The 14,373-nt window shown below is 60.6% G+C and carries 12 protein-coding genes; all 12 read left to right on the forward strand.

Going from position 1 to position 14,373, the window contains the following annotated elements:
• The first annotated feature begins 94 nt into the window (after positions 1 to 94).
• The 12 genes from WD767_17000 (at position 95) to WD767_17055 (ending at position 14,372) form a co-directional block, all read left to right on the forward strand.
• Positions 95 to 1,690: a flagellar hook-length control protein FliK gene (locus WD767_17000; protein ID MEX2617790.1), complete on the forward strand. Its 1,596-nt coding sequence runs from the start codon at positions 95 to 97 to the stop codon at positions 1,688 to 1,690.
• Positions 1,691 to 1,695: 5 nt separating this feature from the next.
• Positions 1,696 to 2,388, forward strand: a complete 693-nt coding sequence (locus WD767_17005) for a flagellar hook assembly protein FlgD (GenBank protein MEX2617791.1) — start codon at positions 1,696 to 1,698, stop codon at positions 2,386 to 2,388.
• Positions 2,389 to 2,438: 50 nt separating this feature from the next.
• Positions 2,439 to 3,791: a flagellar hook protein FlgE gene (locus WD767_17010; GenBank protein ID MEX2617792.1), complete on the forward strand. Its 1,353-nt coding sequence runs from the start codon at positions 2,439 to 2,441 to the stop codon at positions 3,789 to 3,791.
• A gap of 205 nt (positions 3,792 to 3,996) precedes the next feature.
• Positions 3,997 to 4,329, forward strand: a complete 333-nt coding sequence (locus WD767_17015) for a DUF1153 domain-containing protein (GenBank protein ID MEX2617793.1) — start codon at positions 3,997 to 3,999, stop codon at positions 4,327 to 4,329.
• Positions 4,330 to 4,875: 546 nt separating this feature from the next.
• A complete protein-coding gene (gene fliF / locus WD767_17020) occupies positions 4,876 to 6,540 on the forward strand; it encodes a flagellar basal-body MS-ring/collar protein FliF (protein ID MEX2617794.1) in 1,665 nt (554 codons plus the stop codon).
• Between the two features lie 111 nt (positions 6,541 to 6,651).
• Positions 6,652 to 7,743, forward strand: a complete 1,092-nt coding sequence (locus WD767_17025) for a FliH/SctL family protein (protein MEX2617795.1) — start codon at positions 6,652 to 6,654, stop codon at positions 7,741 to 7,743.
• A gap of 51 nt (positions 7,744 to 7,794) precedes the next feature.
• The gene (gene fliN / locus WD767_17030; GenBank protein ID MEX2617796.1) at positions 7,795 to 8,178 is read left to right on the forward strand and encodes a flagellar motor switch protein FliN; all 384 of its coding nucleotides are present in this window, start codon (positions 7,795 to 7,797) and stop codon (positions 8,176 to 8,178) included.
• A 17-nt stretch (positions 8,179 to 8,195) separates the two neighbouring features.
• Positions 8,196 to 9,032, forward strand: a complete 837-nt coding sequence (locus tag WD767_17035) for a MotA/TolQ/ExbB proton channel family protein (GenBank protein MEX2617797.1) — start codon at positions 8,196 to 8,198, stop codon at positions 9,030 to 9,032.
• A gap of 23 nt (positions 9,033 to 9,055) precedes the next feature.
• Positions 9,056 to 10,423, forward strand: a complete 1,368-nt coding sequence (locus WD767_17040) for a sigma-54 dependent transcriptional regulator (protein ID MEX2617798.1) — start codon at positions 9,056 to 9,058, stop codon at positions 10,421 to 10,423.
• A gap of 54 nt (positions 10,424 to 10,477) precedes the next feature.
• A complete protein-coding gene (gene flhA / locus WD767_17045; protein ID MEX2617799.1) occupies positions 10,478 to 12,592 on the forward strand; it encodes a flagellar biosynthesis protein FlhA in 2,115 nt (704 codons plus the stop codon).
• Positions 12,593 to 12,594: 2 nt separating this feature from the next.
• Complete coding sequence (locus WD767_17050) at positions 12,595 to 13,584, forward strand: hypothetical protein (protein MEX2617800.1); 990 nt, start codon at positions 12,595 to 12,597, stop codon at positions 13,582 to 13,584.
• The gene (locus WD767_17055) at positions 13,584 to 14,372 is read left to right on the forward strand and encodes a MinD/ParA family protein (GenBank protein MEX2617801.1); all 789 of its coding nucleotides are present in this window, start codon (positions 13,584 to 13,586) and stop codon (positions 14,370 to 14,372) included. Before WD767_17050 ends, WD767_17055 begins: the two co-directional genes overlap by 1 nt.
• Position 14,373: the final 1 nt, after the last annotated feature.

A 14,373-nucleotide genomic window follows, 5' to 3' on the forward strand; every position in this document is an offset into this window, starting at 1 on the left:
CCTAACATCATATAATTTCAACAAGTTGCGATAGCCGAAATGCTTGGCCCGCTGATTGCTGTGTTTGTGCCGCACACATTAGCAAGGAACGACCATGCAGGTATCTTCCGTAGAAACGGCGCCGGGCGCAGGTATTGGCAAGGAAGCCGCCAAGCCGTCTCAAGCCGCATCCGATGCCTTTGCTATCCTGTTGCAGAACGCCCTGACGCAAAACCCCACTATCTCGAAACTCAGGAGCCCTGGGGAAAGCGCGCTGGCGGATCATTTGTCGGCGGATCGCCCGACGGGCGCGGACAGGCCGTTACGCGATGAGGGCGGCGCTTACGTTTCAGATACGCTGACAGCCCAGGCAGACACTTACGTTTCAGATACTCCGGCAGCCCAGGCAGACAAGGACATTGCGACCGACGCAGCCGGAGCGCAGCAACAGTCGGCGCCTGATCACGATAAGGCTGCCGAAGGTGAAGCGGATAATCCCGCGGCGCTGACAAATGCGACCGAAGCCCGGATATCGTCAGGCCGGACGCAAGCCGATTCAGCCACGGCCGCACAACAGAACAAGTCCGCATCGCCGGTCGGGGCCGCATACAAACCGCTTGTGACCGAAGGAAACCCGGCCGCTGGCGCCACACAGGACGCGAAAATCCCGGTCAATAGCGCCTTGCGACCCGAAGGCGATACCGGCGCGACCGCCAGCCGGGCGACGGCGCAGGTGATCGACGGGGGTCGCTCTTTCGTTTCCCGACCGGCGAATACCCTGTCCGCCGCCGCGACACTTTCCGCCCAGACGGGCGCCCCGGAAAAACACGCCCAGGCCCCGGCTGCGCAGGCCGGTGTCGCGGACGCCGCCAAAGATGCACAAAAGCCATCGTCGCTGGCGAATGGCGAAACCGGCCGATATTCCGGAACCCCGCGCCAGGCGGAAGCCGGCGGCAATCTGCTGCTGAATGCCGGCCGCGCGAAACCTGCATCCGCCAATGCCGGCCGCACCGGCCAGCAGACGTCGCAATACGCCCAAACGACCCCGAATGGCGCCGCAGGCAACCCCGCGGCCCAGCAGCAGGCCGCGGCGCCGGTGCAGCCCGCTCCGCCGCAGCCGCTTCCGCCCACAGCAAATAGCCGGCCGACGCCCGTCATGGATCGGGCCGGTTCCCTCCCCGTCACAGAATCCACTCCAACGGTCGGCGCCGGCCAGGCGGGGACCCCGGCATCAGCCTCAACTGCGCGGGTAGCCGCGCCCGTCCCGGCACGACCCGCCTCGCCGCCATCCGACCTGAAAGAGCAGATTTCCGTTCAGGTTCAGAAAGCGGTCGAGCAGGGAATCGATAGGATCCGTATACAGCTGAAACCGGCGGATCTGGGCCGTCTTGAAATTCAGCTTGACGTCGCGCAGGACGGCAAGGTCGCCATAGTCGTCAACGCGGACCGGCCGGAAACCCTGGAAATGCTCCGGCGCGACGCCCGGGGATTGCAGCAAGCCCTGCTGGATGCAGGCCTCCAGACGGATTCCGGCGGCCTTAGCTTCAATCTCGGCGGCGGCAACGCTTCATTCGGCGAGCAACTCGCAGACGGAGCCCGACCGGATGGCAGCAATGGCGCCAGTACCGACAAGAACGATGAGAGCGGTGCAGCCACTGATACCAACCCCCATCGGCGTTCCAGCAACAGCCAGATAGACGTGGAGGTTTAGGCAAAATGGAAGTCAATGCATCAACTGCGGCATCCCAGGCCCAGGCCGGCAGCACGACAAAGTCCCTCTCCGGCCTCGCCGACAATTTCGACAATTTTTTGACCATTCTGACGACGCAATTGCAGCATCAGGACCCCCTGTCCCCCCTGGACTCCAACGAATTCACCAGCCAGCTGGTGCAGTTCACCGGCGTCGAACAGCAGGTTCTGCAGAACAAGAACCTGGAGCAACTGATCGCCCTGCAGGGTACCAACCAGCAACTGGGCGCTGTTTCCTTCCTCGGCAAGGTGGTCGAGGCGGTCGGCAACACCAACATGCTGACCGATGGCGAGGCCACATTCTCCTATATCCTGCCACAGGCTGCGAAGACAGCGGTCATACAGGTATTCAACAATTCCGGCGACCTCGTATTCCAGGAACCCGTCGACAAGGACGCCGGGCTGCACGATTACGAGTGGGATGGCAGCACAACGAATGGCGGGACCGCGCCAGAAGGAATCTACAGGTTTGCGGTTACGGCCCTGGATGACGCCGAAGAACCGATTGCTGTCGTGCACCGCGTGCTCGGCCTCGTGACCGGCGTGTCGATCGAAAACGGAGAAACCGTCCTTGGCATCGGCGATGTCGGCGTACCGCTGGATTCCGTAACGGGGATCCAGACCGCGCCGGACAAGTCGAACACAGAAGAACAGAGCTAATAATCGATCCGCGGCGCCAGTCGCACGCGGGTCAAGAAGGAGGTTGATCTATGAGTATCTTCGGTGCGTTGCGATCAGGCGTCAGCGGATTATTCTCGCAAAGTCAGGCGCTGGCGATGGTCGCGGACAATATCGCGAACATGAACACGACAGGCTACAAGGGCGTTTCGCCAAGGTTTTCCACGCTGGTCACGACGCAGGCTTCGGCCAACAGCTTTACCCCCGGCGGCGTCCGGATCAACACCCTGTCGTCGATCGATCAGCAGGGCCTGCTGGAATCCTCCGCATCGGCAACGGATCTCGCCATTTCCGGCGACGGGTTCTTCGTCGTTTCGGACAATGCGACCGCCGGCCAGGGCAACATTGCCTTTACCCGCGCCGGGTCTTTCCGACCCGACTCCAACGGCAATCTCGCAAATACGGCGGGGCAGTTCCTGACCGGCTGGCCGATCGTCGATGGTGTCGTACAGCAGACCAGCATTCTGAGCGCCTTGACGACCGTCAATGTATCCAATCTGGCGTCGTCTCCAATTCCGACGTCGGAGGTCGAACTCGGGGCAAACCTACCGGCCAGCGCGGCAACCGGGGATACTTTCGATCTCTCCGTAGAGGCGCTGGACAAACAGGGCGGCAGCCATACGCTGGTTCTCACCTATACGAAGACCGCAACCACAGACCAGTGGGACGTGACCGCCACCGTAACGGGCTCTTCTTTCGTCGATATCGATTCCAATGACGACGGCACCGCCGGCGACAATGCGCTGATTGCCGGCGCGACCAGCACCCGGCTCGGCACAGTCACCTTCAGCGCCGATGGCACGCTGGCGTCGGTCACGGCCAATACAGCGGCCGGCGACATTGCAACCATCAGCGCCTCAAACCAGTTCGTATTCGACCTGGACCATGACAACACGCTGGCGACCGGTACGGCCGACGACCGTGTCCAGGTTGTGCTGGATCTCGGCACGGTCGGGGCGACAGACGGCATGACCCAGTTCTCCGGAACGTTCATCCCCAACTTCATCAACCAGAACGGACGCCAGTTCAGTTCCATCACCGGCGTGAACGTGTCGGAGGACGGGACGGTGACCGCATTGTTTGAAAATGGCGAAACGCGGGACATCTTCCAGGTCCCCGTCGCCGCGTTCCCCAACCCGAACGGGCTGACGGCGCTGACCGGCAATATCTTCAGTTCGTCGGCTGAAGCCGGAACCCCCGTCGCCCTTGCCGCCGGGACCGGCGGCGCGGGTTCAATCGTTGCCAATGCCCTGGAGGCGTCAACGGTCGATCTGGCGGACGAATTCACGCGGATGATCGTCACGCAGCGCGCCTTCTCGGCCAATACCAAAATCATTACGACAGCCGATGAAATGCTCGAAGAACTGACACGGGTCATCCGCTAACGCGCAGCTTCCCCGATAATACTCCTTACCTGCGGCCCGGCATCCCTGCCGGGCCGCTTTTATTGCTGCGGCCAGTATGTTCGCCAACACGAATCCCGTCGCCGCTTTTACCCTTTGTTTAAGATATTCGCGTCTAATCCCTTTTACGGCACGCAACCGAACTGCATCGCCCGGGTCACGCCGGCATTCGGAGTTGCCGGGAAATATGGGTACGAAGGATAAAACGGTGAACGATTCCGCCACCGCACGTTTTGAAAAGGCAAGCAGTCCATCGGTCATCGGACCCGATGGCAAGGTGATGACCTTCGCCGACCTGCCGCCGGCGAACACGAAGCGTTGGGTCGTTCGCCGCAAGGCTATCGTCGTATTCGCCGTTCGCGCCGGTCTGCTGACGCTCGAGGAAGCCTGTGAACGCTACAGCCTTTCGGTGGAAGAATTCATTTCGTGGCAAAGGCTTATTGAAAGTCACGGCATGCGCGGACTGCGTACCACACGCCTGCAGCAATACAGGAAATCGCGCCTGCGCCGCAGAATATAGGCCGCCGAAGCGCCTGTATTGGCGCGCGATCGGTACCGCCGCCAGAAGGGCAGCATTTTCTTTCTGAAAAACTGCCTGTTTCAATTGTTTCAATGCGGGCATCATCCCCGTCCATTTGGCGCGAACGTAGTTGCCTGCTGAAAGCATAAAAATATTTACGAACTTTAACTTTATTTAAATAAAATTTTAAGTACATTGTTTATAAATTGGAGCATCAAAAAAATGTCTTTCGATCCGGAGGATACAATGCACCTTGCGCAACCGGCAGCAGTTACCTGCCTTGGCCCGGACGAATCTGCCGACTGCTGTATTGAATCAGTAAAACCTGAAACTGAGCAGCCCCATTGCATTATTTCTGCTTTCAAGTTCTTAGTATCCGTCCGGTTTCATCATTCGGGTATTAGCCGAAACACTATTTTAATGATTGGACTGGGCAAAAATTGCCGCCTTTTGACTTCACCTTTACTGAAACGTCGTGTAGATTCGGTTCCCGGGTTCCCTTCGGCGCCCCGGTAAATCGAGTCGTAGCCTGCGAGGAACACTGCCGTGGATGCATTTCTTCAGATAATACGCAATATCGGCACATTGCGGTTGGGCATGATGGCAAGTGTCGCCATAGGACTTGTTGCGTTTTTCGTATTTCTTACAACACGCCTCACGACACCGAATATGTCGCTTTTGTATGGCGACCTTAGTCCTTCGGATTCAGGCCAGATAGTTGCGATCCTGCAGAACCAGAATATTCCAGTGGAGGCCCGGAACAAGGGCGCAGAAATCTACGTCCCCCTGACACGTGTCGGTCAGGCCCGACTGCTCGTCGCCGAAGAAGGCCTGCCCGGCAGCGGGACACTGGGCTACTCTGAAATTTTCGACAAGGATAACGCGCTTGGCTCGTCTAGTTTTGACAATGAAATCAAGAAATTACGGGCTCTGGAGGGCGAAATTGCCCGTACGATAGCGTCGCTGGACATGGTCAAGGGCGCCAAGGTTCTGCTTGTCATGCCGCGCCGGGAACTGTTCACACGCGAACGGCAGGTCCCCAGCGCCTCCATTGCGTTGCGGATGCGCGGATCCACTCGGTTGGATCGCGGCCAGGTCCTCGCCATTCAGCACCTGGTCGCCGCCGCCGTGCCCGGCCTGCAGCCCGCGCGGATATCCATCGTCGACGATCGTGGCACGCTGCTGGCGCGGCTGGGCGACGCGGATAATCCGCAACTCGGCAGCATGACGCCGGATGAACAGCGGATTGCATACGAAAACCGCATGGCCGCCCGTCTGACCGAACTGCTGGAACGGTCGCTTGGTTTCGGTAAGGTCCGTGTTTCCGTAACCGCCGAACTCGATCTGGAACGCATCGAAACAAACGAGGAAATCTACGACCCCGAAGGCCAGGTTGTCCGGTCGACCCAGACGATTGAAGATTCCAGCCAGAGCCAGGATGCCGGACCCGATGCCGTTACCGTCGGCCAGAACCTGCCGGATGCGCAGCAGCTTGGCGGCGAAGCCGGCAGCACGGACCAGTCAAACCGCATTGAAGAAGCAACCAATTTCGAAATTTCAAAGACCGTAAAGCGGGGCGTTCGCGAAGCCGGATCCGTCACACGCGTTGCCGCCGCCGTGCTGGTCGACGGCACATTGACCACGGGCCCGAACGGCGAACAGGCCTATACGCCGCGCACACCGGAGGAAATGGAGCAGATCGAGAAGCTGGTCCGCAGCACGATCGGATTCGACGCCAATCGCGGCGATGCGGTTGAAGTCGTGAACATGCGGTTCAGTGAACCGGCGGTCAGCGACGCCGATATCGGGCCGCAGGACATTTTCGGGTTCCGGCATAGCGAACTGATCGGGCTCGTCGAAAAGCTTGTCCTTCTGGTGGTTGGCTTCCTCGTCATCCTGCTGGTCGTCCGTCCCGTGATCAGCAAATTCTTCGAGGCTTCCGCTGCGGCGACGGAGGCCATTGTCCACACGGCGGAACAGCAGATGCTTACCGATCAGTCCGGCAATACGCCGGCGCTGGCCGGCCCGGGAGGATCCATGGCCATGGCCGGCGCCGGCGCGGTGCCAGAAGAGGAGGATCCCATGATAAATCTGAGCAATATCGACGGCCGCGTGAAAGCGTCGTCATTGCGCAAGATCGGTGAAGTCATCGATAAACACCCGGAAGAGGCCGTTTCGATCATGCGATCCTGGATGTATCAGGATGCCTGAAATCCTGCATGCCCATAGTATTGCCGTGTCCGGGTATCGCGGCGACAGGGGTCGAAACTTGTGTATGGCGCGTTACGGGACGTCCGGCAAATGAAACCGGCTTTGGAAACAATGAAATATCCTCGCTATCTGTTCGATGTCGATTTCGACGCCATCCCGAAAAAGCCGGCGAGGCCAAGCGAGGCGGAGTTGCAGGCGAAGGCGGCCCCGACATTTTCCGAAGAAGACCTGAAGCGGGAATGCAGCAAAGCCCGCGAAGAAGGCCGCCAGGAGGGACTCGCGCAATCCAACGCCGGTTTCGAACACCGGATAGCGGAAACCCTGACAAGCATCGACGCCAGGTTTTCCACGCTGGACGCGGCACAACGGAAAACCAATGAACGGATTGCGCAGTCGGCGATCAGCCTCGCGGCCGCGATTGCCGGCAGGATCGCGCCGGAATATGCCCGGGAAAACGGACTGGCGGAGATCGAGGCATTCGTCACGCAATGCATGTCAAATCTGTTCGGCGATATCGAAATCGCAATCCGGGTTCCTGACGCCCTGGCGGAGGCACTTGGCGAACGGTTACCGCCGGTGGCGAAACGGCACGGGCTGGATAATGGCATCAGGATTATCGCCGACCCCGATATGCCCCCTGCCGATTGCCAGGTAGACTGGACCGATGGCGGCGCCGAACGTAATGGCGCCAGGCTGCTGGCCAGCATCGACGCCATCGTCGAAAAGTTCCTCGAACACTCCCGCGAACTGGGCGCTGACGCCACCGATGAACTGCAACCAGCAGATTCCGCCGAAACGCCGGCGTCGTCGTCTGTGGCCGCGGAAGAGACGCCCGCAGCGGCGGCACAGGCTACGCCGAGGATCAGCGCAACATCCGCCGCCGTTTCGCCTGAACCCCCGTTACCGGCCGAATCCACTGAGCGTCCGGCCGGCGACGATCGGACCTCACCTGACCAGGTGGCCACAGCGCCCGAAACAGAGGTCGCCCCCGCAGCGGCGCCGGCAGAGCCGGTCGGTGAAACGCCCGAGACCGTGCACCATGAGACGGCATCCGATATTCGGGCGCAGGAACCGGCAACAGCCGCCGGCCATGACGCGCCGCCGGCCCTGCCGGGCGCCGTCGGCCACGCACCGACATCAGCGACCGCCGAGGGCCCGGCACTTCCCGGGGCCATCGCACCGGGCGCGCCCGCCAGGAAATAACCGCGGCAAGCGCCCGCAACAAAGGATACGGATATGGCAGAAAATACAGATATGGCAGAAAATACAGATACGGCAGGCGAAGAAGACGCGGCACCGGAACTGAAAGACCTGGATACTGATCCGGCGGAACCGCAGGACAGTGGTGTCGATCCGCACATTGCCGGCCTGGACACGCCGACCGGCGCCCGCGACCTGGAAGCGGTTTATCAGATTCCGGTCCAGGTTTCCGCCGTGCTCGGAAAGTCCACGATGCAGGTCAGCAACCTGTTAAAAATGGGTCGCGGCGCGGTGGTGGAACTCGACCGCAAGGTCGGCGAAGCGATCGATATTTATGTCAACAACCGCCTCGTCGCGCGCGGCGAAGTCGTCGTTGTCGAAGACAAGCTTGGTGTTACCATGACGGAAATCATCAAGACCGACCGACCGGGCAGCTAGTGGACAGAGTCTGACAGATGGCAACGGATACCAACACAGGCGGCGCCCCGATACGACCGATATCACCGCCAGCGGCCCGGAACGCGGTAGACATTGCCACGATCGTCGGCATACCCGGCGCCTTTGCACTTATCTTTGCGGCTATTTACCTTGGGGGGACCCCCGGCGCGTTCATTAATCTGCCGTCTATATTCATCGTCCTCGGCGGGACGTTCGGCGTTACGACCGCGTGCTACTCGCTGGCGGATATGGTCAACTCCGTGCGTATCGTCGCACAAACGGTTTTTCACCGGTCGCGCGATTCTTCGGCGGCCGCGGTACATGTCCTGCAACTCGCCCAGATTGCCCGGTATAGGGGCGTACTGGCGCTACAGCCCCATGTCGATCAGACCGTATCGGAACGCATGCTGCACCGTGGCCTGACAATGGTCATGGACGGCACGCCGGGCGACGAAATCGAACGGATCATGCAACAGGAATTGCAGGCCATTGCGCAGCGCCACACGCGCAGCGCCAGCGTATTGCGCAAGGCGGCGGATATTTCACCCGCGATGGGATTAATCGGCACCCTGGTCGGGTTGATCCAGATGCTGGGCAACCTGGAAGACCCGAGCACGATCGGGCCATCCATGGCCGTTGCCCTGCTAACCACTTTTTATGGCGCGATTCTCGCCAACATGGTTTTCATGCCGCTGGCTTCGAAGCTGGAACGCAATTCCAGCGAAGAAACCCTCATCAACCATCTTTACGTCATGGCCTCCGCCTCCATCGGGCGGCAGGAAAACCCCCGGCGGCTGGAAATGCTTCTGAACACTATCCTGCCGCCCGGTAACCGGGTCGAATATTTCAACTAGGCCATACAGGAACGAGATCGACAATGAGACTACTGATCGTTGGAAGCCTTGAAGGACACATCAGCACGGCCGGGAAAATTGCCATTTCCCGAGGCGCCAAGGTCGCGCATGTCCATTCGATCGACGAAGCCCTGAACGCGCTGAGATCGGGACAGGGTGCGGAACTGCTGATGGTGGACGTCAAACTGAATGTAGGCGACCTTGTGTCGAGACTTCTGCAGGAACGGATCAACGTTCCGGTCGTATCCTGCGGCATCGGCACCGATGCGGACGCCGCTGTCGAGGCGATCCGCCAGGGCGCCAGGGAATACATCCCCCTGCCCCCGGATCCGGAACTTATCGCCGCGGTGCTTGAAGCGGTAGCCGCGGAAAGCAATACCATCATTCACCGGGACCCGGCGATGAAGGCCGTCATCAGCCTCGCCGACCAGATCGCGCCGTCGGAAGCATCGGTGCTGATCACCGGGGAGTCGGGTACGGGCAAGGAACTGATGGCGCGCCACGTTCACATGAAAAGCAAACGCGCAACGAAAAGTTTTGTCGCCGTCAATTGTGCGGCCATTCCGGAAAACCTGCTGGAATCGGAGTTGTTCGGCCATGAAAAAGGGTCGTTTACCGGCGCCATCGCGCGCCGGGTCGGAAAGTTCGAGGAGGCGGATGGCGGGACGCTCCTGCTCGACGAAATCAGCGAATTGCATCCGCGCCTGCAGGCCAAGCTGCTACGGGCAGTGCAGGAACGCGAAATAGACCGTGTCGGCGGCGTCAAGGCGATCAAGGTCGATGTCCGCCTGCTGGCCACTTCCAACCGGAACCTGGAACAGTCGGTCCGGGACGGTGATTTTCGCGAGGACCTCTTTTTCCGTCTGAACGTGGTGAACCTGCGGGTGCCGTCGTTGCGCGACCGGCCGCAGGATATCGAACTGCTGGCGAATTATTTCGCCGACAAGTATTCCGAGGCGAACGGAGTCGCCCGCAAGGAAATCGGTGCGGATGCCCTGCATCAACTGCAAATGCATCAATGGCCGGGGAACGTCCGGGAACTGGAGAACACCATGCACCGCTCGGTTCTGCTGTCCCAGGGGCCGGAACTTGCCATCGATGCGGTAATGCTGAGCCTTGCCGGATCCACCATGCAGACGCCGCCTGCCGCATCGGAAACGCCGCCCGCCGCGCCGCCGCAACAGACGGATATGGGCAGCTTCGTTGGCCGGACGGTTGCGGAAGTGGAACGCGACCTCATTATCGACACGTTGCAGCATTGTCTTGGCAACCGGACCCATGCCGCCAACATCCTCGGCATTTCGATCCGCACCCTGCGCAACAAGCTGAAACTCTACACCGAAGACGGCAGGGCGGTTCCAGTGCCCGGCGAAACCGAAGCGCATTTCTAGAATATTCTGTGCACGGCTGCATTTTGACGTGTGCGTGACGGGAGCTGATAGTAAATGACCGACGCGTCGCCTGGAATTGGGGGTAAGGGCGGCCCACCCGACATCGGGGACATCCTTTCCCGTATCGGCAAGCACGGCGATGTCGCGCTGGCGCTGGGCATCGTCGCGATTCTGGTCGTTTTGCTGTTGCCGATGCCGACATGGATGCTCGACTTTTCCCTGGCGGTATCGATCACCTTCTCCGTCCTGATCCTGATGACCGTACTGTTCATCAAGGAGCCGCTGGAGATCAATTCGTTTCCGACGATCCTGCTGATCGCGACCATGCTGCGCCTGGCGCTGAACCTGGCGTCCACACGCCTGATCCTATCCGAAGGACATACGGGCCCCGCGGCCGCCGGCAAGGTTATTGAGGCCTTCGGCAATTTTGTCGTCGCCGGCAATTACGTGATCGGCATCATCGTGTTCGGAATCCTGGTGCTCGTCAATTTCGTCGTCATTACCAAAGGTGCCGGCCGGATCGCCGAAGTGGCCGCCCGTTTCAGCCTGGACGCCATGCCCGGCAAGCAGATGGCCATCGACTCCGACCTGTCCTCGGGCCTGATAAACGAAGATGACGCGCGCGCGCGCCGCAGCATGCTGGAAGCGGAAAATTCCTTTTTCGGCGCCATGGACGGTGCGTCAAAATTCGTGCGTGGCGATGCGATCGCCGGCCTGCTGATCACCTTCATCAATATTATCGGCGGCATCATCATCGGCACGGTGCAGCGCGACCTGTCGATATCACAGGCGGCCGAATTCTACACGCTGCTGACTGTCGGCGACGGGCTTGTCAGCCAGATTCCGGCGCTCATCGTATCCATCGGCGCCGGCATGCTCGTCACCAAGGCCGGCGTGAAAGGCACGACGGACAAGGCCATTTTCGGCCAACTCGGGGGGTATCCGAACGCACTCTGGCTGTCCGCATTCCTGATGGGTGTCATGGCCCTGCTGCCGGGAATTCCCGCCATTCCGTTCATTCTGCTCGCCGCCCTGGCCGCAGGCGCCGCATACATGCTGACGCGTCAGGCAGAACAGATCCTCGAGAAGGCGGCAACAGACGCGGCCACAGCCGCCAAAGCCGTTCCCGCGAAGGAGGAACCCATCACGACGGCATTGGCCATCGACCTTATCCGCCTGGAACTGGGGTATGGCCTGCTGTCGATGATCAATTCGCAGAAAGAACAGCGCCTGACCGACCAGATCAAGGCGCTGCGGCGGCAGCTCGCCTCCGAAATGGGATTTGTCATGCCGGCCGTCCGGATTCAGGACAATCTGCAACTGGCATCCAATACCTACATTATCCGGATAAAGGAAATCGAGGCGGGTACCGGCGAATTGCGCCCGAATATGTTGCTCGTCATGGACCCGCGTGGCGCGCAAATCAGCCTGCCGGGGGAAGCAACCCAGGAGCCGACGTTCGGCCTGCCCGCGATGTGGGTCAATGAGCCCAGCCGGGAAGAAGCGATGTTCCGGGGTTATACAGTGGTCGATGCGCCAACTGTTATTACAACCCATCTAACCGAAATTATCCGCGACAATATGTCGGAGCTGCTGTCCTATGTGGAAACGCAGAAGCTGCTCGACGAAATGGACGAGGCTCACCAGAAGCTGATAGGCGACCTGGTGCCCAACCATATTTCCATCGGCGGTATCCAGCGGGTTCTGCAAAACCTGCTGGGGGAACGGATTTCAATCCGCGACCTGTCGACGATCCTGGAGGGCGTGTCGGAAGCCTGCGGCTATACCCGCAACATCACCCAGATAACCGAACATGTCCGGTCGCGGCTGGCGCGCCAGCTTTCGGACGCCAATACGAACAACCAGGGCCATGTCCCCCTCATCACGCTGGCGCCGGAATGGGAGCAGGCATTCGCCGAGTCGATCATTGGCGAGGGCGAGGAGAAGCAACTCGCCATGTCGCCAACCGACCTTCAGAAATTCATCGGTGCGGTGCGGACGACGTTCGAGCGGCATGCCATGCAGGGCGATGTCCCGGTCCTGCTGGTCAGCCCGGGAATCCGACCCTATGTCCGCTCGGTCATCGAACGGTTCCGGCCCATGACCGTCGTCATGTCGCAGAATGAAATCCATGCGAAAGCCCGCATCAAGACCGTGGGCCAGATCTAGATATGCGCCTCAAAACCTACCATGCACCGACGATGGCCGAAGCCATGCAACTGGTTCGCGTCCAGCTTGGCCCGGACGCCATTATCGTGGCAACGCACGAGGATGAGGCGACGCACAGCGTGCGGGTAACGGCGGCGATCGAACGGGATGATCCCGAATTCGAGTCGGACGGCAGCGCCGGCGCGCCAGACCTCGCGGATGAATTGAGCGGCGTTCTCGACAATCACGGAACACCCTTGGCCCTGTCCGATCAGATCGTCAGCACCGCAATCCATCTGGGAATACCGGACCCGACACTGGCGCTTGCGGGCGCGCTGGATGAGATTTACAGTTTTGCGCCCCTCCCGGCGAAACGGTCCGGGACGCCGCTGATGTTCATTGGGCCACCCGGCTCCGGGAAAACCGTTTCGATTGCAAAGCTTGCTGTCCGCGCCCGGCTCGCGGGCACGACCGTGAGCCTGATCACCACGGACACGGTAAGGGCCGGCGCCATCGAGCAAATCGCGATTTACGCCCGTCGACTGGGTCTGGACGTGCAGAACGCTTCGACACCGCGCGAGTTCGCCGAAGCACTCGACCGGGTAAGTGCGAACACGCAGATTCTGGTCGATACTATGGGGGTCAATCCGCACAACGCCGAGGATATCGACCGGCTCGCCGGCTTTCGCGACGTTGCGCCCCTTGAAGCGGTGCTGGTATTGACCGCCGGGCGCGATGCCCTTGAAGCGGCGGAACTGTCCGTTTCCTTTCATCCGGCCGCGCCGTCACGCCTGGTCGTCACCGGGCTGGACATGGTCCGGCGACTCGGCAGCATGCTTTCCGCCGCCGAGGCATCGTCAATTCCGTTTTCGGATGTCAGCATTGCCCCGGACATCGCCTCAAGCCTGTGCTCGCTGAATCCGGTTTCCCTCTCCCGCCTGCTGCTGGCCAAGAACCGGCACGACTCCGCGGCCCGCGTCAATGACATTTTCCAAGCGACTGGATCAAGATAATGGCTGTTAACCCTGTACCGCAGAACACTCCCAAGCCGGCCGCGAAGCGGAAGATCATTGCCGTCGCCTCCGGGAAAGGCGGTGTCGGCAAAACCTGGTTCTCGATCTCGCTCAGCCACGCCCTGAGCCAGAGCGGCGTCCGGACCCTGTTGTTCGATGGTGATCTGGGTCTGGCGAATGTCGATATTCAGCTCGGGCTGATGCCGCAGAAGGACATTGCGGCGGTTATCGCCGGCAAGACAACGCTGGCGCAGGTCGTCACCACGTTCACGGATGGCACATTCGACATTCTTGCCGGCAGGTCCGGAGCCGGAAACTTGGCATCGCTGCCGCTACAGCGGCTGACCGCCCTACGCGACGCCCTGGTCGGCATGGCGGACGGGTACGACCGGATTATCCTTGACCTCAGCGCGGGCGTGGATCGCACGGTGCAGACACTGGCGTCGGCGGCGGGAATCATTCTTGTCGTCACCACGGATGAACCAACCGCCCTGACAGACGCCTATGCATTCATCAAGCTGTACGCCGCGGAGCATCCCGGTGCCGACCTGCGGATCATCGTCAACTTGGCGGAAACCCGGAACAGCGGACAGGATACCTACGAAACGCTGCTGAAGGCCTGCCGGAACTTTCTCGACATAGAGCCGCCGCTCGCCGGAATCATCCGCCGGGACAACAAGGTTCGCGACAGTATCCGCCACCAGACAGCGCTGCTGACCCGCTATCCATCCTGCGACGCCGCGCAGGATATCGAAGCCATTGCGGGGCGCCTGCAGCGGATCACATAGA

It is taken from the genome of Alphaproteobacteria bacterium (genome assembly GCA_040905865.1).
Lineage (GTDB): Bacteria > Pseudomonadota > Alphaproteobacteria > UBA8366.

Bases quoted from the DNA above. Each gene is read 5' to 3' on its own strand.
- WD767_17000 (MEX2617790.1), top strand. From the start codon at position 95: ATGCAGGTATCTTCCGTAGAAACGGCGCCGGGCGCAGGTATTGGCAAG.
- WD767_17005 (MEX2617791.1), top strand. From the start codon at position 1,696: ATGGAAGTCAATGCATCAACTGCGGCATCCCAGGCCCAGGCCGGCAGC.
- WD767_17010 (MEX2617792.1), top strand. From the start codon at position 2,439: ATGAGTATCTTCGGTGCGTTGCGATCAGGCGTCAGCGGATTATTCTCG.
- WD767_17015 (MEX2617793.1), top strand. From the start codon at position 3,997: ATGGGTACGAAGGATAAAACGGTGAACGATTCCGCCACCGCACGTTTT.
- WD767_17025 (MEX2617795.1), top strand. From the start codon at position 6,652: ATGAAATATCCTCGCTATCTGTTCGATGTCGATTTCGACGCCATCCCG.
- fliN (MEX2617796.1), top strand. From the start codon at position 7,795: ATGGCAGAAAATACAGATACGGCAGGCGAAGAAGACGCGGCACCGGAA.
- WD767_17035 (MEX2617797.1), top strand. From the start codon at position 8,196: ATGGCAACGGATACCAACACAGGCGGCGCCCCGATACGACCGATATCA.
- WD767_17040 (MEX2617798.1), top strand. From the start codon at position 9,056: ATGAGACTACTGATCGTTGGAAGCCTTGAAGGACACATCAGCACGGCC.
- flhA (MEX2617799.1), top strand. From the start codon at position 10,478: ATGACCGACGCGTCGCCTGGAATTGGGGGTAAGGGCGGCCCACCCGAC.
- WD767_17050 (MEX2617800.1), top strand. From the start codon at position 12,595: ATGCGCCTCAAAACCTACCATGCACCGACGATGGCCGAAGCCATGCAA.
- WD767_17055 (MEX2617801.1), top strand. From the start codon at position 13,584: ATGGCTGTTAACCCTGTACCGCAGAACACTCCCAAGCCGGCCGCGAAG.